We start from the raw sequence: 25,217 nt of genomic DNA on the forward strand, positions 1-25,217 counted from the left end.
TGCTGCTGTTGGGGGGTTACCTGGCGTAGTGGTGGCAACCATAATTTGCCATTTTTGCCATGACCAACTCCACACCATCAACCCCTTCGCCCGCAGCGCCAACGCGCTGCATCCCCCTCGCCTGCCTGGCCTTGGCGGCATCGCTGGCGGCCTGCGGTGGGGGTGGCGGCGATGAAGCCCCCGGCCCCTCGCCGGCAGACCGCTTCACCATCGGCGGCACGGTCAGCGGGCTGGTCGCACCCAGCGCGGGCAGCAGCACCCATGCCCCCAGGCTCGTGCTGCAGAACAACGAGGGCGACGACCTCACGGTCACAGCCAGTGGCCGCTTCGCCTTTGCCACGCCGCTCGCGGCAGGCAGCGCCTACGCGGTGCGGGTGCAGTCGCAGCCCGCCGGCCAGACCTGCAGCGTGGCCCAGGGCAGCGGTGCCGTGCCCGGCGCCGCAGTGGAGTCGGTGCAGGTGGCCTGCGCCCCCGCCGTGTGGGGCCTGCCCGAGGGCCTGTGGGTGCGCGAAGCCTGCGGCCCCACCGGCGCCACTGCCGGCCAAAGCGGGCGCAGCCTGTTTCGCCTGACGCGCCAGGACGAGACCCACGTCACCGTCACGCAGGGAACCATGGTCTACGACAACGCCCAATGCACGGGCACCGGCAAAGTGTTGACCGAAAGGGACTACGCGCGCTTCGAGGTGGACCGCAAGGAAACCCGGGGCGCGATCACGGCCTGGTGGGGCAATTGGGACTACACCGTGAGCAGCGACCGCCCCACCCGTGCCGTGTTTTCGCGCTCGGGCCCCTACATGTGCTGGGACGTGGACCATTTCTGGGCCCAGTTCCCCACAATGGACCAGGTGGAAAGCGCTGTGGCCAGCGCGATCCCGTCACGCCAGTGCTACCTGCAGGCGGAGTGACCGGACAGCTTGCAGACCTGCCCCCATGCGCGACGCAGCCATCGAACAAGCCATCCTGGCCCTGCTGGCTGAGCGCGCGCCGGGCAAGACCATCTGCCCTTCCGAAGTGGCGCGCGCACTGGCCGGGGATGCCCAAGCGCAATGGCGCCCCATGATGCCCGCCGTGCGCAACGCTGCGGACCGGCTGGCCGGCGAAGGCCGCCTGCAGGTCCTGCAGCGCGGCCAAGCGGTGGCCTCGGCGGTGCAGGCGGTGGGGCCGATCCGCCTGGCCAGGCCCGCCCCGCCCAGCACCACGTGACCCGCCAGGCTACGGCCTGAGGGCATCGCCCGGGTCAGGGCATTCGGGAGCCCGGCGGGGCTGTCAGCGCCTGGATGAACGCAGCCAGACCCATGCACTCGGGGCTGCGGCTTTCATCCTAAAGGCACTGCACTCGCACACCCGCTTGCGAGAAGTGGACGTTGAATGCGTTGCCGGTGATCTCCAGATCACCGTGGTGCCCGGCCATGACGCTGCTGGCAAAACCCAGGTACCGGTCGCGGTCGTGCGCGGTGGGCATGTCGCTGTCGATCAGGTCGTACAGCCATGAAGGCATTGGTGCGTATCTCCCATCGGTGAACAGGTCCAATGGCGCAGCGGCCCCCTCCCCCTTGATCGTAAGCGCGACCCATTGCGCACGCTACCATTACCGGCACACAACATAGGGGGGGTCAAGCACCGCCACGCTCAAGGTGCAGACCTGGGTGGGCCGCAACCACATCGTCCTGGATGCCTGGGAGAACTATGTGCGTGGAGAACCCAAAGAGGTGTGCCCGGGCAAGTGACCGCCCCCGCCCGGCACCGCCCCTCGCGCGGTGAAGCCAGTCGGGACGTCGGTGCAAGCAGGTGGTTCAGCGCTTTGGCGGCAGCGGCAGATCCTTCAGCAGCCCGGCAATCAGCACATCCGCCCGGGCCTGCGCCTCGCGGTTCATCCACACCGAGAACGTCGCCATGGCCGCCTTGTTGGCGGCTCTTTCTTGCCAGTACCTGCCCAAGGGGAAGGACCTGAGCATCTACAGCCAGCAGCAGCTCGATGCGATAGCCGATGAGATCAACGAGCGCCCAAGAAAATGGCTGGGGGTACGATCACCCTTGGCGGTGTACCGAGAGTTGCTGATCAACAACCCGCAGCACTTCACCCTTGTTCATTGAAATCCAGGGTGTTGCGCATCGCTTTTGATCCGCATCACATGAAATGGGACTGCAAGTGCATTATTTTCTCAGCCAGGCACAACTGCCTGAGACAGCAGCCTGTCGCAAGCAGGTATTTGCAAACCTTGAAACCCGGTAACCACCACGTGATGGCCTCCACCGCATCCCTGTCAACCAAGCTGGTACGCATCGGCGCGGGGTTGCTGCTCGTCGCGCTCGCTTCCATCGGTCTCACGCTATGGGTGACCTGGCAGCTCGAAGGTGGAGCCGCAGCGGTGAACGAGGCCGGACGAATGCGCATGCAAACCTGGCGGATCACTAGCGTTGCGCAATCCGATCGTGCGCCGACCGAGGTGGCTGCGCTGGTGCAGCAGTTCGACCAGAGCTTGGAGTTGCTGCGCCGGGGCGACGCTGGCCGGCCGCTCTTCGTGCCCTGGGACGAAACGGTTGCCACCAAATTTGCCACAGTGGAGGCGCTATGGCAGAGCCAGCGCCCGCTGTGGTCACAAGGGTCGCCGCCCGATCCGACACAAGCCCTGGCCGCGGCCGACGCCTTCGTCGATGCCATCGACGCACTGGTGCTCGCCATCGAGCACCAGCTATCGGGTTTGACTGCCATCCTTAACCTGTTCCAGTTCCTCATGATGGCGCTGGCACTCCTCGGCGCGGTGGTGATGCTCTACACAGGCTACATGTACGTCATCAACCCGCTGGCCCACCTGCGCGAGAGCTTGCGCCGGCTGGAATCGGGCGACTTCAAGGCGCGCGTAGAGGTCGACACACTCGACGAGTTCGGCCAGGTGGCAGGGGGTTTCAACCGCATGGCCTCCACGCTGCAGACGATGTACGCTGGCCTAGAGAGCCAGGTAGAGGCCAAGACGCGCCACATCGAAGCGCAGCGCGCGCGGCTGGAGACGCTGTATGAGGTCAGCGCCTTCATGGCCCAGGCTGGCAGCATCGAAGAACTTTCTCGCGGCTTTTCCCAGCGCGTTCGCGCAGTGGTGAAGGCGGACGCAGTGGCGGTGCGCTGGAGCGACGAAGCCAGCCAGCGCTATCTGATGCTGGCCACCGACTGCTTTCCGCAGGACATGGTGGAAGCCGAGCGCAGTCTGCTGGCGGGGGCGTGTGCTTGCGGCAACCTGCAGCCCGATGCCCGCACCCGGGTGATCCCCATCCGCAGCCACGACGAGTTGGAGGTACGGCACTGCGTGCGCGCCGGTTTCGAGACGCTGGTGAGCGTGCCGGTGCGCCTGCAGCAGCGCCTCATCGGCGAGATCAACCTGTTCTACCGGTCGCAGACCAACCTGAGCGCAGGCGAGTCCGAGCTGTTGGATGCCCTGGCAAGCCACCTTGCCAATGCGCTGGAGAGCCTGCGCGCGGCCGCGCTGGAACGCGAGGCCGCGGTGGGCGAGGAGCGGGCATTGATTGCTCGCGAGCTGCATGACTCCATCGCGCAGTCGCTGGCCTTTCTCAAGATCCAGGTGCAGCTGCTGCGCACTGCGGCAACCAAAGGCCAAGACGCGCGAGTGATGAGCACGCTGGACGAACTCGACGAAGGTCTGCGTGAGAGCATCAACGACGTGCGAGAACTGCTGGTGCACTTTCGCACCCGCACCAACACCGACGACATCGAACGCGCCCTGCAGGAGACGCTGCAGAAGTTTCAGCACCAGACGGGCTTGCCAGCCAAGTTGCACGTCGAAGGCCACGGCCTTCCTCTGCCTGCCGATGTGCAGGTGCAGGTGCTGCACGTGTTGCAGGAGTCGCTCTCCAACGTGCGCAAGCACGCGGGGGCGCGCCACATTCAGCTTGATGTGATCAAGGGCGCGCGCTGGCGCTTTCGTGTGCGCGACGACGGTGCGGGATTCGACGTGCTGGACACGCCCGGTGATTCCCACGTGGGCCTGAAGATCATGCGCGAGCGCGCCGCGCTCATTGGCGCGCGGGTCGACGTAAGCTCCGAGCCCGGCAATGGCACCACCGTGACCCTGACGCTGCCACCCCACCCTGTGGCGGCCAGCCCTGTTGCAGCAATCACCAACGAACACCCCCTTCCATGAACGTCACACCCACCCACCCGATACAGTTACTCGTGGTGGACGACCACTCCCTGTTCCGTCGCGGGCTCATGGCCCTGCTTTCGCAGGACACACGCTTCGAGGTGACTTGCGAAGCGGGTGACGTAGGCGAGGCACTGCGCTGCGTTGCGCGCCAGCGACCTGACGTGATCCTGCTCGACAACCACCTCCCTGGCGTGTTGGGCGTGGACGCCATCCCCGCGCTGCGCGAGGCCGCGCCTGGCAGCCGCGTGCTCATGCTCACTGTGAGCGAAAACGAGGCCGACCTGGTGGCCGCGCTCAAAGCCGGCGCCGACGGGTATTTGCTGAAGACGGTGGAGTCGCACCACCTGTGTGAGGCCATTGTCAAGGTGATGGACGGTGAATCGGTGGTGAGCCCGGAGATGACGACCAAGCTGGTATCGGCCTTGCGCTCCCAGCCCGCCGCCGACGGCCCTGGCACTTCTATCGTTGCACCCGTGACTAGCTCGGATGCCGAGCTCGCCTCGCTGTCGGTGCGAGAACTCGAGATCCTGCACCTGATCGCGCGCGGCGACAGCAACAAACACATCGCCCGTCAGCTCGACATTGCCGAGACCACGGTAAAGATACACGTGCAGCACATCCTGCGAAAACTCCACCTCACCTCGCGTGTGCAGGCGGCGGTATTCGCCGCCCGACACGCTTCATAGCAGGCCCGCCAATTGCCCTTCTCGAGTGCTGGAGTGCCGCCCAGCTCGCTCGCGGTGGATGTCGGCAGCGCGTAGGGCAACAACGCTCTCGCGCATTGATCCAGGTCAACCGGCGGCCACAAACCGGTTGAGGTAGTTCTTCTGGACGCCCTGAGTCCTCCCACCATCGTTCTTCAGAGCCGCCCTGACCACCCGGGTGACGGATAGCCACCAGCGTGCCCATCGCCGACAGTCTTGCCATGCCCCGCATGGAGAAAGACAACATGGCCTCTGAATTGAACAACGACAAAAAAGCTTGGTCGGTGCTGATCGTCAGCACCGTGGCGTTCACCGTGTGCTTCATGGTCTGGATGATGTTCGGCGTCATAGGCATCCCGATCAAGAAGGCGCTCGACCTCAATTCCACCCAGTTCGGCCTGCTCATGGCCACACCGGTGCTCACTGGCTCGCTGGTGCGAGTGCCCCTGGGCATCTGGACCGACCGCTTTGGTGGCCGCATCGTGATGGCCCTGCTCATGGCCATCACCGTGCCGGCGATCTGGCTCATGAGCTACGCCACCGCCTACTGGCACTTCCTCACCATCGGCCTGTTCGTGGGTCTCGCGGGCGGCGCGTTCTCGGTCGGCACGCCCTATGTGGCGCGCTGGTTCCCCAAGCACCGCCAGGGCATGGCCATGGGCGTGTACGGCGCGGGCAACTCGGGCGCCGCGGTCAACAAGTTCGTAGCCCCGGTGCTGCTGGTCGCCTTCGGCTGGACCATGGTGCCGCAGGTGTACGCGGCCATCATGCTGGGCACGGTGGTGCTGTTCTGGCTGTTCACCCACAGCAACCCCGACCACCTGGTGCCAAGCAACGTGTCCTTCATGGATCAGCTCAAGGCGCTGAAAGACCCCAAGGTGCTCAAGTACTGCCAGTATTACAGCATCGTCTTCGGCGGCTACGTGGCGCTCTCGCTGTGGATGGTGCAGTACTACGTGGGCGAGTTCGGTCTGGACATCCGAGTGGCCGCGCTGCTGGCGGCCTGCTTCTCGCTGCCCGGTGGCGTGTTGCGCGCGGTGGGCGGCGTGATGTCGGACAAGTTCGGCGCGCACAAGGTCACCTGGTGGGTGCTGTGGATGAGCTGGGTCTGCCTGTTCCTGCTGTCGTACCCGCAGACCGATTTCACCGTGGCAACGGTGGATGGCCCCAAGACCTTCCACATCGGCCTCAACGTGTACCTCTTTACCGCACTGATGTTCATCCTGGGCATCGCCTGGGCCTTTGGCAAGGCCAGCGTCTTCAAGTACATCAGCGACGACTACCCGAAGAACATCGGCGCCATCAGCGGCATCGTGGGACTGGCCGGTGGCCTGGGAGGCTTCGTGCTGCCCATCCTTTTCGGCGTGTTGATGGACCTCACCGGCATCCGATCAAGCGCATTCATGTTGATGTACGGCGTAGTGTGGGTCTCGCTCATCTGGATGTACTGGACCGAGGTGCGCAAGACCGAAGTCATGGGCGCCAACGCCAAACCCTATTCCCTTCAGAACTGACGCTCCGCGTTGCTTGCCACTCTCATGAACAACACATCCAAAGTCGAACCTGACATCGTCGATTGGCGCCCGGAAGACCAGACCTTCTGGAACGCCACCGGCAAGCGCATCGCCTACCGCAACCTCTGGATTTCCGTGCCGGCCCTGCTGTGCGGCTTCGCCGTCTGGGGCATGTGGGGAATCATCACGGTACAGATGCTCAACCTGGGCTTTCCCTTCACCCAGGCCGAGCTGTTCACGCTTACCGCCATCTCCGGCATCTCGGGCGCCACCATGCGCATCCCGGCGTCCTTCCTGGTGCGGCTGGCCGGTGGGCGCAACACCATCTTCCTCACCACGGCGATGCTGCTGGCACCGGCCATCGGCACCGGCTTTGCGCTGCAGCACCCCGAGTGGCCGCTGTGGTCATTCCAACTGCTGGCGCTGTGGTCCGGCGTGGGTGGCGGCAACTTCGCCTCCAGCATGTCCAACATCAGCACCTTCTTTCCCAAGCGGCTGCAGGGTACGGCCCTGGGCCTGAACGCCGGCCTGGGCAACTTCGGCGTGACCACGATGCAGATCGTCATCCCGCTGGTGATGACGCTGCCCTTGCTGGGCGCCTTCGGTGGTGAGTCGATGACGCTGGTGAAGGACAGCGGCTGGATCTTCGGCAAGATCGCCGCCGGCACGCCCACCTGGATCCAGAACGCTGGCTTCGCCTGGGTGATCTCGCTCGTGCCACTGTCGATCCTGGCGTGGTTCGGCATGGACAACCTGAAGTCCGTGTCGCCCGACGCCGGTCACCCCATCGCCGCGTTCGCCAAAGTCACCTACCTCTACACCCTCGCCTTCATCCCGGCCATCTTCATGCTCTGGCTGTATCTGCCGGCCCCCACCGGGCTGGGCATCCTGAACATGTGGATCGCCATCCCGCTGGACATCATCCTCGCGCTGCTCATGATGCGCGTGGCCGCCTTCGGTGCCATGAAGGAGAACGTGGCAAAGCAGTTCGCCATCTTCCGCAACAAGCACACCTGGTCGCTCACCGCGCTCTACATCGTCACTTTCGGCTCCTTCATCGGTTTCTCGATGGTGCTGCCGTTGGCCATCACGGTGATCTTCGGCTTCCAGCACGTGGCGGACGCCGCCGGTCTGATGACGCACACGCTGAAAAATCCGAACGCACCCTCGGCCTTGACCTATGCCTGGATCGGTCCTTTCGTCGGTGCCGCGGTGCGGCCCATCGGTGGCTGGATCTCCGACAAGGTCGGCGGCTCCATCGTCACGCAGGTCATCTCGGCGGTGATGGTGCTCGCTTCCGCCGCGGTGGGCTACGTGATGATGCAGGCCTACACCTCGGCCACACCCGAGCAGTACTTCCCCGCCTTCATCGGCCTGTTCATCGTGCTGTTCTTTGCCAGCGGCATCGGCAACGGCTCGACCTTCCGCACCATCGGCGTCATTTTCGACCGCCAGCAGGCCGGCCCCGTGCTGGGCTGGACCTCGGCCGTGGCCGCCTACGGCGCCTTCATCGCCCCGGTGGTTATCGGCGCGCAGATCAAGGCCGGAACCCCGCAGTTCGCCATGTACGGCTTCGCCATTTTTTATGCCGTCTGCCTGGTCTTGAACTGGTGGTTCTACCTGCGCAAGGGCGCAGAGATCAAGAACCCCTGACCCCGCGCACCTCAGATGCCACGCCCCCATTTCCGGAGACATTCATGAGCCATTTTCTCGACCGCCTTTCCTACTTCTCGCTGCCGCGCGAAAACTTCTCGGGCAACCACGGCCATACCACCGGCGAAGACCGGACCTGGGAAGACGCCTACCGCAACCGCTGGGCGCACGACAAGATCGTGCGCAGCACCCACGGCGTGAACTGCACCGGCTCGTGCTCGTGGAAGATATACGTCAAGGGCGGCATCGTCACCTGGGAAACCCAGCAGACCGACTACCCGCGCACACGCTGGGACATGCCCAACCACGAGCCCCGCGGCTGCGCGCGCGGGGCGTCCTACAGCTGGTACCTCTACAGCGCCAACCGCGTGAAATACCCCATGGTGCGCGGGCGCCTGCTGGAGCGCTGGCGTGCCGCGCTCAGCGTTGCCAAGACCCCGGTGGACGCCTGGGCCACCATCGTCGAGAACCCCGAAGCCCGTCGCGACTACCAGCAGGTGCGTGGCATGGGCGGCTTCGTGCGCAGCACCTGGGACGAAGTCAACCAGCTGATCGCCGCAGCCAACGTCTACACCATCAAGCAGCACGGACCCGATCGCATCATTGGCTTCAGCCCCATCCCGGCCATGAGCATGGTGAGCTACGCCGCCGGCTCGCGTTACCTCTCGCTCATCGGCGGCGTGTGCATGAGCTTCTACGACTGGTACTGCGACCTGCCGCCGGCCAGCCCGCAGGTCTGGGGCGAGCAGACCGACGTGCCCGAATCGGCCGACTGGTACAACAGCTCGTTCATCATCGCCTGGGGGTCCAACGTACCGCAGACGCGCACACCCGATGCCCACTTCTTCACCGAGGTGCGCTACAAGGGCGCCAAGACGGTGGCAGTGACACCCGACTACTCCGAGGTGGCCAAGCTCTCCGACCTCTGGCTGCACCCCAAGCAGGGTACAGATGCAGCACTCGCCATGGCCATGGGCCACGTGGTGCTGAAGAACTTCTATTTTCCCGATGACGGCAAGCCACGCAGCAGCTACTTCGACGACTACGCGCGCCGCTACACCGACCTACCACTGCTCGTGATGCTCAAGGAACACGTGTTGGCAGACGGCACCAATACCCTTGTGCCCGACCGCTACCTGCGTGCCAGCGATTTCAACGGCCAGCTCGGCCAGCAGAACAACCCGGAGTGGAAAACCGTCGCCTTCGATACCGATGGCAAGGCCGTGTTGCCCAACGGCTCGATCGGTTTCCGCTGGGGCGAAGCCGGCCGCAGCGACGAGGGCAAGTGGAATCTGCAGGCCAAGGAAGCGCGCAGCGACACAGATGTGAAGCTCAAGCTCTCGGTGATCGAAGACGGCGAGCAGGGCACCCAGGTGGTGAACGTGGCCTTCCCCTACTTCGGTGGCGAGGCCTCCCCGCACTTCACCGCGAACGCGCAGAACGGCAGCATCAACCACGCACGCGTGCCGGCGGTGCGCCTGCGCCTGGGCAAGGCCGGCGAAGAGCGCCACGCCATGGTGGCCACCGTGTTCGACCTGCAAGTCGCGCAGTACGGCATCGACCGTGGTCTGGGCAGTGGCGCCAAGAACTTCGATGACAACGCCGCCTACACGCCGGCCTGGCAGGAAAGCATCACCGGCGTGCCGCGCGACCAGGTGATCACCGTCGCGCAGCAATTTGCGGACAACGCCGACAAGACGCACGGCAAGTCGATGGTGATCATCGGCGCGGCCATGAACCACTGGTACCACGCCGACATGAACTACCGCGGCGTGATCAACCTGCTGATGATGTGCGGCTGCATCGGCCAAAGCGGGGGCGGCTGGGCGCACTACGTGGGCCAGGAAAAGCTGCGCCCGCAGACCGGCTGGTTGCCCTTGGCCTTTGCCACCGACTGGGCACGCCCGCCGCGCCAGATGAACAGCACCAGCTTCTTCTATGCGCACACCGACCAGTGGCGCTACGAGAAGCTTGGCATGGAGGAGATCGTGAGCCCGCTGGCCGACAAGGCCGCGTTCAGTGGCAGCATGATCGACTTCAACGTCCGCGCCGAGCGCATGGGCTGGTTGCCCAGTGCCCCTCAGCTCAAGACCAACCCGCTGCAGGTGGTGAAAGACGCCACCGCCGCCGGGCTTGATGCCAAGGACTATGTGGTGCGAGCGCTGAAAGACGGCACACTGGCCATGAGCTGCGAAGATCCGGACGCGCCGCAGAACTGGCCGCGCAACATGTTCGTGTGGCGCAGCAATCTGTTGGGCTCCAGCGGCAAGGGCCACGAGTATTTCTGCAAGCACCTGCTGGGCACCGAGAACGGTGTGCAGGGAAAAGACCTGGGCAAGGACGAAGCGAAGCCCCAAGAGGTGGTGTGGCACGAACACGCACCGAAAGGCAAGCTGGACCTGCTGGTCACGCTCGACTTCCGCATGAGCACCACCTGCATGTACTCCGACGTGGTGCTGCCCACCGCCAGCTGGTATGAGAAGAACGACCTCAACACCAGCGACATGCACCCCTTCATCCACCCGCTCTCGGCGGCGGTTGACCCGGTGTGGCAAAGCCGCAGCGACTGGGAGATCTACAAGGGCTTTGCGAAAGCCTTCAGCGAAGTCTGCGTGGGCCACCTGGGTGTGGAAAAAGAAGTGGTGCTGACACCCATCATGCACGACACCCCCGGCGAACTCGCGCAGCCGTTTGAGGTGAAGGAATGGCGCAAGGGCCACTGTGAACTCATCCCCGGCAAGACCGCGCCGCAGATCACCGTGGTCGAGCGCGACTACCCCAACACCTTCAAACGCTTCACGGCGCTGGGCCCCTTGCTCGACAAGCTGGGCAATGGCGGCAAGGGCATCGGCTGGAAAACCGGCACCGAGGTGGAACAGCTCGGCCAGCTCAACGGCACCACAATGGACGAAGGCGTGACCAAGGGCATGCCGAAGATCGTGACCGACATCGACGCCTGCGAAGTCATCCTGCAGCTTGCCCCCGAGACCAACGGCCACGTGGCGGTGAAGGCCTGGGAAGCGCTTGGCAAACAGACCGGCATCGACCACACCCACCTGGCGATCCACCGCGAGGACGAGAAGATCCGCTTTCGCGACATCCAGGCGCAGCCGCGCAAGATCATCAGCAGCCCCACCTGGAGCGGCATCGAGAGCGAGACGGTGAGCTACAACGCCGGCTACACCAATGTGCACGAACTCATTCCATGGCGCACCCTCACCGGCCGCCAGCAGTTCTACCAGGACCACCCCTGGATGATTGCCTTTGGTGAAGGCCTGGGCAGCTACCGCCCGCCGGTGGACATGAAGGCGACCTCCAGCATTCACAACATCAAGTCCAACGGCAACGCGGAGATCGTGCTGAACTTCATCACGCCGCACCAGAAGTGGGGCATCCACTCGACCTACAGCGACAACCTGATGATGCTCACCCTCAACCGGGGCGGCACCGTGGTCTGGCTCAGCGAAGACGACGCCAAGAGTGCCGGCATCGAGGACAACGACTGGGTCGAGCTGTTCAACATCAACGGCGCGGTGGCCGCGCGTGCGGTGGTGAGCCAGCGTGTGAACCCGGGCATGGTGATGATGTACCACTCGCAGGAAAAAATCATCAACACCCCGGGCTCGGAGATCACCGGCGTGCGCGGCGGCATCCACAACTCCGTCACGCGCATCGTGCTCAAGCCGACCCACATGATCGGCGGCTACGCGCAGCTCAGCTACGGCTTCAACTACTACGGAACGATCGGCACCAACCGCGACGAGTTCGTCGTGGTTCGGAAGATGGACAAGGTGGACTGGCTCGACACACCGGCCGACGACCATCTCATCCGCGCGTATCAGTCAGAAGGAGAGAATCCATGAACCCCCACGCTCACGTTCGTTCGCTGCCCCCGATGGGGACGCATGCCTGCCTTGAGGCAGCTCTGCTGGAGGCATCATGAAGATCCGCGCCCAAATCGGCATGGTGCTCAACCTGGACAAGTGCATCGGTTGCCACACCTGTTCGGTCACTTGCAAGAACGTCTGGACCAACCGCCCCGGGGTGGAATACGCCTGGTTCAACAACGTCGAGACCAAGCCCGGCATCGGCTACCCGAAAGAGTGGGAGAACCAGGAGAAGTGGCAGGGCGGCTGGACGCGCCGCGCCGACGGCTCCATCGTGCCCAAGCAGGGGGGCAAATGGCAACTGCTGATGAAGATCTTCGCCAACCCCCACATGCCGGAGATCGACGACTACTACGAACCGTTCACTTTCGACTACGACCACCTGCAGTCGGCCCCCGAGATGAAGAACACGCCGACCGCCCGCCCGCGCAGCCTTATCACGGGCAAGCGGATGGAGAAGATCGAGTGGGGCCCGAACTGGGAAGAAATCCTGGGCGGCGAGTTTGCCAAACGCAGCAAGGATGCCAATTTCAACGGCTTCGAAGCCGCGCAGAAGGCCATGGTGGGTGAGTTCGAGAACACCTTCATGATGTACCTGCCGCGCCTGTGCGAGCACTGCCTGAACCCGGCCTGCGTGGCTTCGTGCCCGTCGGGATCGATCTACAAGCGCGAGGAAGACGGCATCGTGCTGATCGACCAGGACAAGTGCCGCGGCTGGCGCATGTGCGTGAGCGGCTGCCCCTACAAGAAGATCTACTACAACTGGAAGAGCGGCAAGGCCGAGAAGTGCATCTTCTGCTACCCGCGCATCGAGGCCGGCCAGCCCACCGTGTGCAGCGAGACCTGCGTGGGCCGCATCCGCTACCTGGGCGTGCTGCTGTACGACGCGGACCGCATCCAGGAGGCGGCGAGCGTGCCCAACGAGATGGACCTCTACAAGGCGCAGATCGACCTGTTCCTGGACCCGCACGACCCGGTGGTGATTGCGCAGGCGCGCGCCGATGGCATCCCCGAGAACTGGCTGGAGGCCGCGCGCCACAGCCCGGTCTACAAGATGGCCGTGGACTGGAAGGTGGCGCTGCCACTGCACCCCGAGTACCGCACGCTTCCCATGGTCTGGTACGTACCACCACTTTCGCCCATCACCGCCGCGGCCAACGCTGGTCACCTGGGCGGTAACGGCGAGATTCCGGACGTGAGCCAACTGCGCATCCCGGTGAAGTACCTCGCCAACCTGCTGACCGCCGGTGACACCGTGCCGGTGGTGCGCGCGCTTGAACGCATGCTGGCCATGCGCAGCTACCAGCGTGCCAAACACGTGGACGGCGTCATCAACCAGGACGTGCTCGATCAGGTGCAGCTCAGCGTGCGCGAGGTCGAGGACATGTACCAGACCATGGCGATTGCCAACTACGAGGACCGCTTCGTGATTCCCACCACCCACCGCGAATACGCCGAGAACACCTTCAACATCAAGGGCGGCTGCGGCTTCACGTTTGGCAACGGCTGCTCGGAAGGGCAGACCGAAACCAGCCTGTTTGGTAGCGAGAAAAAACGAACGATTCCAATCAAGGCAGGGGTCTGACATGGGCCTGTTCTCCACCACTCCCAAGCCCGCCGTGCACACACTGCGTGTTCTCGCCCATCTGCTGCGTTACCCCACCGCGGAGCTGCGCGAGCACGCCGGTGAACTGCGCGCCGCGTTGCGCGCCGAAGCCGCTTTGCCTGCCACACGCCTGGCCGAACTGGATGCGCTGCTGGTACACCTGAGTCAGCAACCTGCGCTCGACGTCGAGGCCGCTTACGTCGAGCTTTTCGACCGCGGTCGCAGCACTGCGCTGCACCTGTTCGAACACGTGCTCGGCGATTCACGCGACAGGGGCCCGGCGATGATCGACCTGATCCAGACCTACGAGAAGGCAGGCCTCTTCTTCGGCCCAGCCGAGCTGCCCGACCACCTGAGCGTGTTGCTCGAATTCGCCTCCACCCAGCCCGCTGCGGTGGCGCGCGAGTTCCTCGGCGAAAGCGCGCACATCGTGCGCGTGATCTTCAGCGCGCTGCTCAAGCGCCAGAGCCCGTACGCCAGCGTGCTGGCCGCAGTGCTTGAGATAGCTGGCGAGAAAGCCGAGGCCGTGCCAGTTGCGGCCGACCCCGGTATTGACGAGAGCTGGGCCGAACCTGCGGTGTTCGGAGGCTGCTCCACCGAAGGTCAGGCCCGACCCGGCCAGCCGCAACCCATCCGCATCGTGAAAGCGGCCACCAGCCGTCATACCCCCCCACCACCAGGAGCACAGGCATGACCTCACTGCACCACTTCCTCTTTGGCGTCTATCCCTACATCTGTCTGGCTGTGTTCTTCATGGGCAGCCTGGCCAGGTTTGACCGCGACCAGTACACCTGGAAAAGCGATTCTTCGCAGCTGCTGCGCAAGGGCCAGCTGCGCTGGGGCAGCAACCTGTTCCACGTCGGCATCCTGTTTCTGTTCTTCGGCCACGCCGTGGGCTTGCTCACGCCGCATTTTTTCTACGAAGGCTTCATGGATGCCGCGTTCAAGCAGCGCATGGCCATCTACGCGGGCGGTACCGCCGGTGCGATCTGCTTCGTGGGCTTGTCGATGCTGCTGCACCGGCGCATCTTCGACCCGCGCATCCGCCTGACCAGCCACCGCACCGACATCGCCATTCTGGTGATTCTTTGGGTGCAACTCACGCTGGGCCTGATCACACTGCCGTACTCCTATTCGCACGCCGATGGCAGCGCCATGCTGGTGCTGGCGGAGTGGGCGCAGCGCATCGTCACCTTCCGCCCCGACGCGTCCGCGCTGGTCAACATGGACTGGCCCTACAAGGTACACCTGGTGCTGGGCATGACGATCTTCCTGCTGTTCCCGTTTTCGCGCCTGGTGCATGTGTGGAGCGGCTTCGCGAGCGTTGCCTACCTGGTGCGGCCTTACCAGGTGGTGCGCAGCCGCCGCCTGGGCGTGCCGGTCAACCCGACCAACCCGGCCCATCCTTCCAAGCCCCGCTGATCCAACCTACCCCCGGGAGCACCCATGAGCCAAGACCTTTCCACATCTTCGGGCTGCGGCAGCAGCGCCTGCGCCTGCAAAGGCCCTGAGGTCGCTGCGGCCCCGGTCGAGATCGCCAGCATCAACGGCATCCACCTGCACCACGCCGGTGAGGTGCTGGGCGAGCAGACCCTGCGCGAACGCGCCTGCACCGAGCTGCTACGCCAGCAGGCGGTTAGCGCCGGCCTGCTGCCGCGATTCACGGGTTTGAACGCGCCCGAGCCGGATGACGACATGCGCCGCGCAATCGAGGCCCTGCTCGAAGCCGAGGTGCATTCGCCCGAGCCGGGCCTTGAGGAATGCCGGCGCCACTACGAGGCTCACAAGCCGCGTTTTGTGGTGGGCCAGGCACTGCATGTGCGGCATATCCTGTTTGCGGTCACGCCGGGTGTGCCGGTGAACGCGCTGGCCCAGCGCGCCGAAGCCGCGCTGCTGGAACTATCGCGCCAGGGGGTGTCGATCAATCGTTTTGCGCAGCTTGCGACCGAGCTCTCCAACTGCCCGTCGAGCGCCCAGGGCGGCGACCTCGGCTGGATCACTCCGCAGGAATGCGCGCCTGAACTGGCCAAGGCGCTGTTCCTGCAGAACGACGCCATCCAGGCCCTGGGCCTGCACCCGCGCCTGGTGCACAGCCGCTTCGGCCTGCACATCGTCGAGGTGCTCGAACGCGAGGCGGGGCGCCTGCCCGAGTTCGCCGAGCTGCAGGCGCAAATCGGAGCGCGGCTGGCCCTTCAGTCGCAGGCCACGGCGCTGCGCCAGTATATGCAGCTGCTGGTGGGTCAAGCAGACGTTGAAGGCGTGGAATTGGAAGGGGCGGACACCCCTCTTGTTCAATGAGCGAGGCCGCCGCAAGCGCATCAGCAGACGAGCTGCTGTTGCGCCTTCGGCATTTCCGCTCCGACTATTTTCCGCGCAATCAGCAGCGCTTTCAGGACCTGGTAGCCGAAGGCCAGCACCCCAAGACGCTGTTTATCGGCTGCTCGGACTCGCGACTTGTACCCTACTTGCTCACCGGGGCTGGCCCGGGTGAACTCTTCATAGTGCGCAACGTGGGCGCGCTGGTTCCACCCCACGACCAGTCGCACGGACTCCATGGAACGATGGCCGCGATCGAGTTCGCCGTGCTCAGCCTGCACGTGGAGCGTATCGTGATCTGCGGCCACAGCCACTGTGGCGCGATCCGCACCGCCTACGAGGGAGCGCCCGACGAGGCGGTGGCCCTCACCGCGTGGCTCAAGCTGGTCGACGAGGCACTGCTGCCAGTGCAGCCGTGCGCAGAATCGATGCGCCGCACCGAGCAACGCGCGGTGGTGCTGCAGCTCGAACGCCTCATGGGCTACCCCATGGTGCGGCGCGAGGTCGAGGCCGGCCGGCTCACCCTGCACGGCTGGCACTACGTGATCGAAGACGGCGAGGTGCATGTATTTGACGCGCAGGAAGGTGATTTCGTCGCAGCCTCGGTAGCAACCAACAGCGGCACCGGGCCCTACCAACCCTATGTGGAATACGATGGACAAGTCATCAGTTTTTGAGACCGCCGAAGCTCATGGGGCGTGCGAATGAACACGGCACTGCGCATTCGACCGTCGCTTGCTGTGTTCTCGGCGGATACGACGGAGCGCGAGTGCTCACGCGCCACCGCCGACCTGATTCACGCGCGCCAGACCCTACAAACCCTCACTGTCAGAACCTGGATACACGATGACCATTCAAAATTTTGACGACCTGTTGAGCGCGGCACGCATGCAACCTCTACCGCAGCGGCTGCTGTTCGTGTTCGCAGGTGTCGAGCTGCCTGACGACGCCACGCCGGCCCAGCGGCTCGAATTCGAGCGGGGTGAAGGCGGCGCGCTGGTGCCTCAGATATGCGTGGACAAGGGGCTGGACGAGCTCCAATCTTTCGACCAACTGGTGCACGAAGCCGAGGCCTTTGGCAAACCCTGGGGCATGGTGTTCGCTGCCGCGCTTGCAGGCAAGCAGGGCCGCGAGCCTGGCAGCGCCGAGGCCGAGCAGCCGCTGCACGACATGGTGGAGGCGATCCGCCAGGGTAGGTTGGGCGCGTTCATTCCCTTTGACCCCCAAGGCCATGCCGTGGTCTTGAACTGAGATGGGCCGCTCAATGCCGTCGTCCGTTATCAGCCTGCCAGCTAACCTGCGATGGGTTCTGGCGGCCGCAGCAATATGTGCAGGTGCGCGGTTGGAACGAGGGCGTAGCCAGCGCCGTGCGTGACGTGATGCAGCCCTTCGGTCAGGGCCATGCCGCTGCACCGCGAGGACGCGAAATACCATGTATTCCTGACGTCCCCTGTCAATTTGAAACCGAATTGGTAGTCCTTCAGGGACTGAAGTTGAAGCACGCAGAGGGCTCAGCGGATCTCGCAGCACTCCGGCCTCTTTCACTGAAATCTAGTAACCCACGTCAAACTTGAGCCCGCCCTGCTTGCGCAGCCGCCGCAGCCAATAGGCGGCAGCCAGCAAAAGTGCCAACCCAATGACCACGTTGCGCTGCGTTGAACCGGGCGGACCATCGTAGCGTGCAGTAATCGTGTGTTCGCCAGCAGCCAATCGAACCTGCATTCGGCCATCCGGCAACAACTGCTCTTCGATGGTCATTGCGGCCAACGCCAAACCATTCACATGCACTGACCAGCCTGGCAGGTAGATTTGCTGGATCACCACCACACCCGGACTCGCGCCTGCGAAGCGGTAGTTGAGCGTGTGCGGCGAATGCCCGGGCTCTGGGTGTCCCTGCCAATGCGGTGAGTCACTGGTCATCCAATTCAATGTGGACCGGTTTGAAAATAGGTCGATTCCTAAACGTTCAGTCAAGGCCGCCCGATGTCGCGCCAGTTGTGCTTCGCAAGTTTGACTGATAGGCGTATATCGAGCCGTTTCGGGCGGATTTTTGGCGAATCTTGCCGGCAACCATTCCCCAACATCCAGCGTCGCCAACAACTTGTTGGGTTGGGCCAGGCCGGGATAGGTCTTGATGCAGTCGAGTTGCTCACCGGCAACGGGCTCTCCGAACCAGTGCATTGCGCGAAAGTCATGGAGTTTCCATGCCGACCAGGCCAGCGCCAGCAGCCCGAGCGTCAAGCCCAGGCGCCGCAGGGCCCAGTGGCGATTGCTGCCTTGCCAATAGCCAAGCGTGCAAACCACCTGTAGCGCGGGCGCAAACACCGCCAGCCGCCAGGGAAACTGCATCAACGAAAAAGGGTAAAGATGCCAGAACCAGCGGCCGGTCGGCAGCATGGCCAGAAAAAGCACCAGGTAGACCAGGCCTGCGGCGCGGATGAAAGGGTGTTCGCGACCCTGCCAGGCACCCAACAATGCCAACGCCACAAAGGGTGCGGCCAGAAATGCCTGGTCGTTATTGAACAGGAGGCCAGACAGAGAGGCGACGTTGCGCCAGGGCTCAAAACCGCCGATCGCAGCGACATGGGCATTGACCAGAGGCTTGAGTTGCGCCACCGTGAGCCAGTATGGCGAGGCCAGTGCCAGTGCCAGCAACAGGGCACCTGCCAGTTCAAAGACGCTGCGCAGTCTGACCGCCAGCGGTGCCTGGTGCCCGGTACCGGCCAGCGTCAGCATACCCAGCAGAGCGACGACCAATGGCAAAAACAGTACTGCCATCGGGTGGCTATAAAAGCTTGCCGCAAGGACCAGTGTCAGTCCGCTCCAGCACAGCGCCCGTCCCCTCATACCCATTGTTGAGCGCGGCTCTGGCGCCAGCAGGCACCAACTCCAGTGCAGCACCCACGGCAACAGTTGAATAACCATCCATTCACTCAAATCACCGCGCTCATACAGGTTGATGTGAACATAGGGCGCCGCCTGAAACAACAACACGAGGGCCAGAGCGGAGAGGCGGTCCACAAAAGTCCGTGCAAGTCGGTATGCACCGAGCCCGCCAATGAGGCACAGCGTGCCCAGTGTCAGCAATTGACGCCATAGCAAGTCGTCAGTCAGTACGGCCAGCCAGCTGTTGAGGAAGAAATAACCGGGTTGATAAAAGACGAACTCGGGATAGCCGTATCCGGCATTGAAATCGGGTAGCCAGCGCGGATACCAAATGCCGGCGGCCATCGCCTCCTGAAAGTGGCTCGACAACACGGCGTAGCGGAAGTGCTCGGTAACGCCTGGCAGGACCGGGTTCAACAGGTTTGACCAAAGCGGCAGCAAGGACAGTGCGGGCAGTGCCGCCCAAACGCCAAGCGTCAGCCAGATCCAACGCCTTGCAGGGGTGGCGCCAAACGCGCGGGCAACCGTTTGCTTGGCGCCCGCGCCAAGCGTCTGGAACAAGAGCATGCCTGCCATCACCCGCTGCGTTGCGTGGTGAGATTTCATCGACTCCGCCCCACGTGGGAGCCCTGCATTGCGTTCAGCTTCATTCATCGGACTTGATCAAGTGGCTGAGAATTTTAGGGCTTGGCTGCAGTCTTTTGGCTTGCGAGAGCGGCGCAGCCGCGACGCACGCCCCGCTGTGAACAGCTGCGGGATCGCGCGTGCGCTTGTTGCGGGAGCGTGGGCGCGGGGTCAGCGGGGCATGTAGCAGGTGCCCGCGGCAATGGCCGCCGTGACGGCATTGGCCGTGCTGGCCGCATTGGGGTAGGCCGAGGGGGTGGCCGTGTCCTCAAGCAGGCACAGGTGGTTGCCCCTGCGCACGAGCACCACCGGCATGGTGGGGAAGGTCATGCCGTCGCGCACGCCCCAGTAGGCTGAAATGTCGGTGGTGAACTCTTGGCGCGACTGGGTCACCGTGAACCCGCCCACCAGCGGGCCCGTCATGGTGGTGCCCACGCCGGTGCACTGCGCATTGCAGTAGCTCACCCCGCCCGCGCCCACATTCACAAAGACGGGCCTGCTCTGCGAGATGCGCCAGCCGTTCTTCAGGCCGATGCCACCCGGCACTGCGTTGCACTGGTCCTGCTCCCAGAAGCCGGTCACGGAGCCCGCAATGGCGCAGCTCACCTGGACCGTGTCCACCGCCGCGGCAGCGACCACGCCCGTGCCATTGCGCACCACGCAGCCCGTCCCATCGGGTTTGGACTTGACCGTGACGGCATATGCCGCGCCAGCGGCCAGCGGCGTAGCAAAGGTGAAGCCGCCGTCCGCGCTGAGGGGCAGATCCTCGCCGCCCATGGTCAGCACCACGGTCACCCCGGCCGGAATGCCGCCGATGGTGCCGCCCAGTGTGTTGCGGTCGCCTGGCAGCTGCACGCATCCACCAGTACCCCGCGCTCTGGCAGGCCGACCTGGACCGCTACCTGGCGCAGGTGCTGCCGCCCGCGACACCCGTGCCCTTCACGCCCCGCTCGCAATGAGTCCATGCCACCCAAACTGCCAGTTGAGCCAGTTGAGCCAGATGGGCCATCACCGGGGTCCGGCAGCCTGGTCGTGGACGCAGCCCCTGCCCCGCCTCAAGCACCGGTGCGTTGAGCCCCCGTCTCTTTGCTGAAGGCAAGCAGGAGCGCGGCCAGGCGGGCCGGTTGTTCCTGCTGGATCCAGTGACCGGCTCCGTCGATCAGTTCGATGCCGCTCATTCTGGTCGTCGCCTTGGCTTTCATCACTTCAAGGGCGCCCGGCGAAACGTAATTCGCCCAATCGCTTTTCCCGCCGATGAAGAGCGAAGGGACATCGATGGTCCGGCCCGAGAAGAGGCGCAGTTCGGCATTCAGGGCTGGGTCGGTGAAGACGCGGTACAGCTGAAGTGCGCCTTGAAAGCCCGTGCGTGCGTACTCGGCCGTGTACACCGCCAATTCGGGCTCGGTGAGCCATTGGCACGCCGCAACCTCGGCAGCCGTTGGATGGAATGGCGCCACGGTCTGGGACATGGACTTGTACAAGTCCATGACGTAATAGGTTGGCAATTGCGCCAGTTCTGCGGGCGTTGGCGCCTTCAGGGGATGTGGCTTGTTGCCCGGCCAGTCGCCGCTCTTGAGGTAGAAAAATGCCCGCAAGAAGGCATGCAATCCCTGAGGCGGGTGCCACAGGTCGGCGTTGGCCTCCCGCCCGCTCAGGTACTGCTGATAGTGCTTGCGCGGCGGGTTCAGCGCCGCCAGTGCGGCTGCCAGCCTTTGGGGGGCCAGGTTCGGTGGGGCCGGCGCTGCCTCGCTGTCTGCCGTGTTGAACGGGAATGCGGGCGTACCGGGGAAGGGTGCGCTCATCAGCACCACCGAGGGGAAAACATCGGGGCGGGCCAAGGCGCAATAGGCGGCCACGGGCGAGCCGAAGTCGTGCCCGACGAGCATGGCCGTGCGCCGGTACCCCAAGGCCGAGACCAGCGCGAGAGCGTCGCGCGTCAAGTTCAAGAAGCCGAAGGGCTCCAGCGGGCTGTCGTACGCAGCAAGCCACCCGGTGGTGCGGCCAAAACCCCGCTGGTCGGGCGCGACGACGTGGTAGCCCGCATCGGCCAGCAGCGGCATCAGGTGCCGCCAGCCGTAGGCAAGGTCCGGGAATCCGTGCAAGAGCAGCGCCAGCGGGCGCCCGGGACTCTCGTGGCCGGCCTCCAGCACATGGACATCGAGGCCGTTGACCCCCTGGATCATGCGTGAGCGGACCCCTTGCGGGAGCGGTCCCTGCAACGTTGTGGATGCAGTCATGGCGGTTGCTCCTGAAGGGCTTGCGTGGGCAAAACGGAATGAAGACGCGGCCAGGCCGGCCGCGCCGATCGCCAGGACGGCGCGGCGCGATACCGAGGGTAACGAGGGCCTGGACTCAGATGGGTAGCTCATGGGGGACCTCTTCGCCACGGTGTCGGGACAGGGACGTCACCGAAATTGAACTATGGCGATCACCATACTATGGCAATCGCCATAGACACGTCAAGCCGATGCTGGTAACTTATCGCCATGCCCCGCAAGACCGACGCCCGCCCCCTCGCCATTGCCACGGCCGCGCGCCTGTTCCGCATTCAGGGCTACACCGCGACCGGGCTGAGCCAGATCCTCCAAGAAAGCGGTGCCCCCAAAGGATCGTTCTACTTTCACTTCCCACGCGGCAAGGCACAGTTGGCGGAAGAAGCCATCGACCAATACGTCACAGCGCGCATGGCCGTGTTGCAGGGCATCTCGGCAAACACAGCGGGCGATGCCGAGCGTTTCGTGCGGCAGGTGCTCGGCGCGTTCGCGGCTGAAATGGTGGCATCCGATTTCCAGTACGGATGCCTTATGCAGAACCTGGCGAACGAATTGCCCGCGCTCGACGCCGACCTGACCCAACGCGTGGCGCGCGGGTTCCAGGATTCGACGGAGCTGATTGCGGCTCACTTCAGGGGCTGCGGTTACAGCCCCGCGCGCGCGACCTCTGCCGCAGCGGCGCTGGTGGCCGCCGTCGAAGGCGCGCGCACTGTCGCGCGCCTGGAACGTTCGCCGGCTGTTTTTGAGGCGCTGGCGGATGTCAGTCTCAAAGGGTGGGCCGCCCCCGAGGGGTGATCCGGGTCCAGTGGTCCCGATCAGGCATCGAACGCCGAAGTGCAAGCTGTGCCCTGCGGGACGACTGCGGGGTCCAGACTTGCCTTGCGATGCTCGTGGGAGCGAACGGCAGGTTTGCGGCGCCCCATCCGCACCGGCGAGGGGGCGCTCGGGGCCCGGAGCAGCCGTTCGCTCTTGCGCCCTGCAGTTATTCGATAGTCTCCAACGCAGTTGCTCAACGGCGCTCCAGTCCTTGAAAGGGCTCATTCCATGCTGGGCCCTCGCCTGCAGCCGTAGCGGATCTCGATGCGGCCAAAGCCCCAGCACAACGACAAGAAAAGGACAGGACCCCGATGCCCACCAGCCCGCCCGCGCACGTGACCTTCCGGCCCTTTGCGGGCCCTGCCGACTACGCGGCCATGGTCGCGTGCGCCAACGCGAGTTTCGCGGCCGACGAAACCGGCTTCTTTCGCACGGAGCACGAGGTCGCGCGCGACTACGCCGCCTTCACAAGCTGCGTGCCCGAGCGCGATGTGTGGATCGCCCAGGCCGGCAGCGAGATCGCGGGGTACGTGCGCTCATGGCCGTGGGCGCAGGCCGACGGACTGCAGCTGTACTCGCAGTTCGCCGTGGTGGCGCCCCAGTGGCGCCGGCAGGGCATTGGCACGGCACTGCACGCCTGGCTGGAGCAACGCCAGCGCACCCAGGCTGCCACCGAACACCCCGGCGCACCGCGCCACGCCCACCATGCCTACATCACCCACGGCGAGACAGCGCGTGCGGCCCTGCTCGAAAAGTCCGGCTACACGCCCGAGCGCTACTTCTTCGCCATGGTGCGCCCCACGCTCGACAACGTGGCGGTCTTCCCCCTGCCCCAGGGACTGGAGCTGCGGCCCGTGCAGCCCGAGCACTACCGCGCCATCTGGGACGCGCATGGGCGGGCCTTCCAAAGCCATTGGGGCTATTGCCCGCCCGATGAGGCGGACTACCTGCGGTGGCTGACGAGCCCGGTATTCCAGCCCCACCTGTGGCAGGTGGCGTGGGACGTGCAGACCCACCAGGTCGCGGGGCAGGTACGCAGCTACGTCGACGCTGCATGGAACCGCAACAACGGCCGCCAGCGCGGCTGGACCGAGTTCATCAGCGTGGGCGAGCCCTGGCGCCGCCGTGGCCTGGCGCGTGCCCTCATCGCCCACAGCCTGCGCGCCCAGGCCGCCGCCGGCATGGCCGAATCGGGACTGGCCGTGGACAGCCAGAACCAGAGCGGCGCGACGCGCGTGTACGAAGACTGCGGCTTTGCGGTGGATCGGCGCAACTGCGTGTACCGCAAGCCGCTGGTGCTGGGAGCAGACCGAGGCGCAGGGGGCTGACCCTGGAGCAAGAGCTACGATGGCAGCCATCGACAACACAATTCGGGGGGGTTGGCTTGGAAATAGTGTTCGAGTTGCTGGTCATGATGACCGGGCGCTTCGTCATCTGCATTGCGACCCTTGGCTGCTGCAAATGCGAGCCCCCTTTCAGCGTCGACCACCGCACCCGCAGCGCAGCCGGCTCCCTGTGGTACAGCCATGCAGGCCGCTGCGTCGTCACACAGACAGGCCAGTCGCTGGCCGGGTTTCTGTTCTACGTTGCGCTCGTGCTAGCGGTGGTGTTGGTGGCGCAGTCCGTGGGGTGAGGTACCGCACGGAGCTGCCCCACTGCGGCACAGCCGTCCTGGCAAACAGCCCCGCGCGCCCTTCCACCCCGCTGACTACTTCTGCGGTATCGCAATCGGCCCGCCACCGCCGGGCTTCTTGCCGCCGCCCACGGGGCTTTCGCCAAACGCCACCTTTTCGCTGCTCGATGAGTTCATCACGGCGATGGTGAAGGGCTTGAGCGGCATGAAGTCGAAATCCTTCTCCATCACCAGGTAGCGCGGGATGTTCTGGCCGCCCAGCAGGCCGCTGCTGCCCATCTGCACCTGGCGAAAGCGCCGGCTGGCCGGGTTGGCGGCCTGCAGGCGCCTGAGCTCGCGCGCGGGCAGACCCGTGCGCGGCTGCACGAAATCGCGCTTGGCCGTGAAGCGCACCCAGACGGAGCCGCCGGTGGGGATGGCGGTGGAGTTGGCGCTGACCGACTCCAGCACGCTGCCCAGCGGGCTGCGGGGCGTAGGCGGGCCGATGATGTTCAGCCGCAGCTCCAGCTGGAACGAGGTCTCGCTGCCCTGGTTCTTCACCAGCACCTCGATATCGCGTTTGGAGCCCGCAACCCCCCGGAAATCCATGAACTTCAGGTTTGAGAAGGGGCTGGCGTCGCCCTCCTGCCACTGTGGCGCCATGGTGGGTGCCTGGGCACTTTCCCAGACGAAGCTGTTGTCGTCTTCGTTGGACTCGGGCACGGCGAAGTACGGATCGGCCTTGAACCGAAAGCCCCGCTTCACCCCGAAATCCGCCTTGCTGATGTCCTTGGGCAACTGCATCGAGAAGCCCTTGGCGCAAGCAACCAGGCCCGGATAGGCGCCCAGGCCATCGACCTCATAGGCGGTGAACGGCGTCGAACCCGATGCCGATGCTGCCGTGGGCCCCGGAAACACCTGGAACGACACCTTGAACGGCCCCGCCGCTGCCGTCGGGTTTTGCGGATCGAAGGCGCGCAGCGCGGGGTCATGCTTGGTGTCGACGTTGGCATTCACCACCGTGACATGGGCAAACCAGGGCTGCTCGGGGTCGTAGCACGGCATGCCGGGCGTGGCCTCTTCCAGGCCATCAAAAAAGATCCGCAGGTTGGATAGCGCCATGGAACTCCCTCGTCATCGGTGGTGGTTGGAGGGACGCATGTTTGCAC

At 64.7% G+C, this 25,217-nt stretch carries 19 protein-coding genes and 2 pseudogenes; 16 read left to right on the forward strand and 5 right to left on the reverse strand.

Translation table 11 applies throughout. From position 1 onward, the window contains the following. Nucleotides 1–59 precede the first annotated feature (59 nt). Both ACSQ9E_RS16045 and ACSQ9E_RS16050 read left to right on the forward strand, forming a co-directional pair. Nucleotides 60–905, forward strand: a complete 846-nt coding sequence (locus ACSQ9E_RS16045; protein WP_436177868.1) for a hypothetical protein — start codon at nt 60–62, stop codon at nt 903–905. Nucleotides 906–930: 25 nt separating this feature from the next. Further along, entirely contained in the window at nt 931–1,203 is a 273-nt protein-coding gene (locus ACSQ9E_RS16050) for a DUF3253 domain-containing protein (protein WP_436177867.1), read from the forward strand. Between the two features lie 118 nt (nt 1,204–1,321). On the opposite strand, the gene ACSQ9E_RS16055 is transcribed toward ACSQ9E_RS16050, so the two are convergent. Continuing rightward, nucleotides 1,322–1,498 carry a hypothetical protein gene (locus tag ACSQ9E_RS16055; protein WP_436218453.1) on the reverse strand — a complete coding sequence of 59 codons (177 nt, stop codon included), beginning with the start codon at nt 1,496–1,498 and terminating at the stop codon, nt 1,322–1,324. A 425-nt stretch (nt 1,499–1,923) separates the two neighbouring features. On the opposite strand from ACSQ9E_RS16055, the pseudogene ACSQ9E_RS16060 reads away from it, so the two are divergent. The 11 genes and pseudogenes from ACSQ9E_RS16060 to ACSQ9E_RS16110 form a co-directional block, all read left to right on the forward strand. Next, nucleotides 1,924–2,094: pseudogene (locus ACSQ9E_RS16060) on the forward strand (IS30 family transposase); the annotation flags it as partial. Nucleotides 2,095–2,105: 11 nt separating this feature from the next. Next, complete coding sequence (locus ACSQ9E_RS16065) at nt 2,106–4,154, forward strand: type IV pili methyl-accepting chemotaxis transducer N-terminal domain-containing protein (RefSeq protein WP_369818306.1); 2,049 nt, start codon at nt 2,106–2,108, stop codon at nt 4,152–4,154. Then, nucleotides 4,151–4,843, forward strand: a complete 693-nt coding sequence (locus ACSQ9E_RS16070; RefSeq protein WP_057202792.1) for a response regulator — start codon at nt 4,151–4,153, stop codon at nt 4,841–4,843. The genes ACSQ9E_RS16065 and ACSQ9E_RS16070 overlap by 4 nt, the downstream gene beginning before the upstream one ends. A 263-nt stretch (nt 4,844–5,106) precedes the next feature. After that, a pseudogene (locus ACSQ9E_RS16075) lies at nt 5,107–8,028 on the forward strand (nitrate/nitrite transporter). Nucleotides 8,029–8,072: 44 nt separating this feature from the next. Further along, nucleotides 8,073–11,891: a nitrate reductase subunit alpha gene (locus tag ACSQ9E_RS16080; protein ID WP_436218454.1), complete on the forward strand. Its 3,819-nt coding sequence runs from the start codon at nt 8,073–8,075 to the stop codon at nt 11,889–11,891. Nucleotides 11,892–11,967: 76 nt separating this feature from the next. After that, nucleotides 11,968–13,500 (forward strand): nitrate reductase subunit beta, encoded by a 1,533-nt coding sequence (gene narH, locus ACSQ9E_RS16085; protein ID WP_057202789.1) that lies wholly within the window; start codon nt 11,968–11,970, stop codon nt 13,498–13,500. A 1-nt stretch (nt 13,501) separates the two neighbouring features. Further along, the gene (gene narJ / locus ACSQ9E_RS16090; RefSeq protein ID WP_157412512.1) at nt 13,502–14,215 is read left to right on the forward strand and encodes a nitrate reductase molybdenum cofactor assembly chaperone; all 714 of its coding nucleotides are present in this window, start codon (nt 13,502–13,504) and stop codon (nt 14,213–14,215) included. Beyond that, the gene (gene narI, locus ACSQ9E_RS16095; RefSeq protein WP_057202788.1) at nt 14,212–14,943 is read left to right on the forward strand and encodes a respiratory nitrate reductase subunit gamma; all 732 of its coding nucleotides are present in this window, start codon (nt 14,212–14,214) and stop codon (nt 14,941–14,943) included. Before narJ ends, narI begins: the two co-directional genes overlap by 4 nt. Before the next feature lie 24 nt (nt 14,944–14,967). Continuing rightward, entirely contained in the window at nt 14,968–15,819 is an 852-nt protein-coding gene (locus tag ACSQ9E_RS16100; protein ID WP_057202787.1) for a peptidylprolyl isomerase, read from the forward strand. Beyond that, nucleotides 15,816–16,514 carry a carbonic anhydrase gene (locus ACSQ9E_RS16105; RefSeq protein ID WP_057202786.1) on the forward strand — a complete coding sequence of 233 codons (699 nt, stop codon included), beginning with the start codon at nt 15,816–15,818 and terminating at the stop codon, nt 16,512–16,514. Before ACSQ9E_RS16100 ends, ACSQ9E_RS16105 begins: the two co-directional genes overlap by 4 nt. 169 nt (nt 16,515–16,683) lie before the next feature. Beyond that, nucleotides 16,684–17,088 carry a hypothetical protein gene (locus ACSQ9E_RS16110; protein WP_057202785.1) on the forward strand — a complete coding sequence of 135 codons (405 nt, stop codon included), beginning with the start codon at nt 16,684–16,686 and terminating at the stop codon, nt 17,086–17,088. A gap of 300 nt (nt 17,089–17,388) precedes the next feature. Here the strand turns inward: ACSQ9E_RS16110 and ACSQ9E_RS16115 are convergent, their stop codons facing one another. The 3 genes from ACSQ9E_RS16115 to ACSQ9E_RS16125 all read right to left on the reverse strand — a co-directional run bounded on the left by ACSQ9E_RS16115 (nt 17,389) and on the right by ACSQ9E_RS16125 (nt 21,530). After that, entirely contained in the window at nt 17,389–19,377 is a 1,989-nt protein-coding gene (locus tag ACSQ9E_RS16115; RefSeq protein ID WP_436218455.1) for a hypothetical protein, read from the reverse strand. 141 nt (nt 19,378–19,518) lie between these two features. Beyond that, the gene (locus ACSQ9E_RS16120; RefSeq protein WP_436218456.1) at nt 19,519–20,202 is read right to left on the reverse strand and encodes a hypothetical protein; all 684 of its coding nucleotides are present in this window, start codon (nt 20,200–20,202) and stop codon (nt 19,519–19,521) included. Between the two features lie 200 nt (nt 20,203–20,402). Further along, the gene (locus ACSQ9E_RS16125; RefSeq protein WP_436220229.1) at nt 20,403–21,530 is read right to left on the reverse strand and encodes an alpha/beta fold hydrolase; all 1,128 of its coding nucleotides are present in this window, start codon (nt 21,528–21,530) and stop codon (nt 20,403–20,405) included. Nucleotides 21,531–21,833: 303 nt separating this feature from the next. Between ACSQ9E_RS16125 and ACSQ9E_RS16130 the strand changes: the two genes are divergently transcribed. The 3 genes from ACSQ9E_RS16130 to ACSQ9E_RS16140 all read left to right on the forward strand — a co-directional run bounded on the left by ACSQ9E_RS16130 (nt 21,834) and on the right by ACSQ9E_RS16140 (nt 24,069). Beyond that, nucleotides 21,834–22,415, forward strand: coding sequence for a TetR/AcrR family transcriptional regulator (locus ACSQ9E_RS16130; RefSeq protein WP_436218457.1), 582 nt, complete (start codon nt 21,834–21,836; stop codon nt 22,413–22,415). Between the two features lie 332 nt (nt 22,416–22,747). After that, entirely contained in the window at nt 22,748–23,764 is a 1,017-nt protein-coding gene (locus tag ACSQ9E_RS16135) for an N-acetyltransferase family protein (protein WP_436218458.1), read from the forward strand. 65 nt (nt 23,765–23,829) lie between these two features. Beyond that, nucleotides 23,830–24,069 carry a hypothetical protein gene (locus tag ACSQ9E_RS16140; RefSeq protein WP_436218459.1) on the forward strand — a complete coding sequence of 80 codons (240 nt, stop codon included), beginning with the start codon at nt 23,830–23,832 and terminating at the stop codon, nt 24,067–24,069. 75 nt (nt 24,070–24,144) lie between these two features. On the opposite strand, the gene ACSQ9E_RS16145 is transcribed toward ACSQ9E_RS16140, so the two are convergent. Continuing rightward, nucleotides 24,145–25,170, reverse strand: a complete 1,026-nt coding sequence (locus ACSQ9E_RS16145) for a hypothetical protein (RefSeq protein WP_436218460.1) — start codon at nt 25,168–25,170, stop codon at nt 24,145–24,147. Nucleotides 25,171–25,217: the final 47 nt, after the last annotated feature.

The organism is Acidovorax sp. LjRoot118 (assembly GCF_964253575.1).
GTDB lineage: Bacteria > Pseudomonadota > Gammaproteobacteria > Burkholderiales > Burkholderiaceae_C > Acidovorax.

Excerpts from the sequence above, each read along its gene's own strand:
- ACSQ9E_RS16045 (WP_436177868.1), top strand. The coding sequence starts at position 60 with ATGACCAACTCCACACCATCAACCCCTTCGCCCGCAGCGCCAACGCGC.
- ACSQ9E_RS16050 (WP_436177867.1), top strand. The coding sequence starts at position 931 with ATGCGCGACGCAGCCATCGAACAAGCCATCCTGGCCCTGCTGGCTGAG.
- ACSQ9E_RS16055 (WP_436218453.1), bottom strand. The coding sequence starts at position 1,498 with ATGCCTTCATGGCTGTACGACCTGATCGACAGCGACATGCCCACCGCG.
- ACSQ9E_RS16070 (WP_057202792.1), top strand. The coding sequence starts at position 4,151 with ATGAACGTCACACCCACCCACCCGATACAGTTACTCGTGGTGGACGAC.
- ACSQ9E_RS16080 (WP_436218454.1), top strand. The coding sequence starts at position 8,073 with ATGAGCCATTTTCTCGACCGCCTTTCCTACTTCTCGCTGCCGCGCGAA.
- narH (WP_057202789.1), top strand. The coding sequence starts at position 11,968 with ATGAAGATCCGCGCCCAAATCGGCATGGTGCTCAACCTGGACAAGTGC.
- narJ (WP_157412512.1), top strand. The coding sequence starts at position 13,502 with ATGGGCCTGTTCTCCACCACTCCCAAGCCCGCCGTGCACACACTGCGT.
- narI (WP_057202788.1), top strand. The coding sequence starts at position 14,212 with ATGACCTCACTGCACCACTTCCTCTTTGGCGTCTATCCCTACATCTGT.
- ACSQ9E_RS16100 (WP_057202787.1), top strand. The coding sequence starts at position 14,968 with ATGAGCCAAGACCTTTCCACATCTTCGGGCTGCGGCAGCAGCGCCTGC.
- ACSQ9E_RS16105 (WP_057202786.1), top strand. The coding sequence starts at position 15,816 with ATGAGCGAGGCCGCCGCAAGCGCATCAGCAGACGAGCTGCTGTTGCGC.
- ACSQ9E_RS16110 (WP_057202785.1), top strand. The coding sequence starts at position 16,684 with ATGACCATTCAAAATTTTGACGACCTGTTGAGCGCGGCACGCATGCAA.
- ACSQ9E_RS16115 (WP_436218455.1), bottom strand. The coding sequence starts at position 19,377 with ATGAATGAAGCTGAACGCAATGCAGGGCTCCCACGTGGGGCGGAGTCG.
- ACSQ9E_RS16125 (WP_436220229.1), bottom strand. The coding sequence starts at position 21,530 with ATGATCCAGGGGGTCAACGGCCTCGATGTCCATGTGCTGGAGGCCGGC.
- ACSQ9E_RS16130 (WP_436218457.1), top strand. The coding sequence starts at position 21,834 with ATGCCCCGCAAGACCGACGCCCGCCCCCTCGCCATTGCCACGGCCGCG.
- ACSQ9E_RS16135 (WP_436218458.1), top strand. The coding sequence starts at position 22,748 with ATGCCCACCAGCCCGCCCGCGCACGTGACCTTCCGGCCCTTTGCGGGC.
- ACSQ9E_RS16145 (WP_436218460.1), bottom strand. The coding sequence starts at position 25,170 with ATGGCGCTATCCAACCTGCGGATCTTTTTTGATGGCCTGGAAGAGGCC.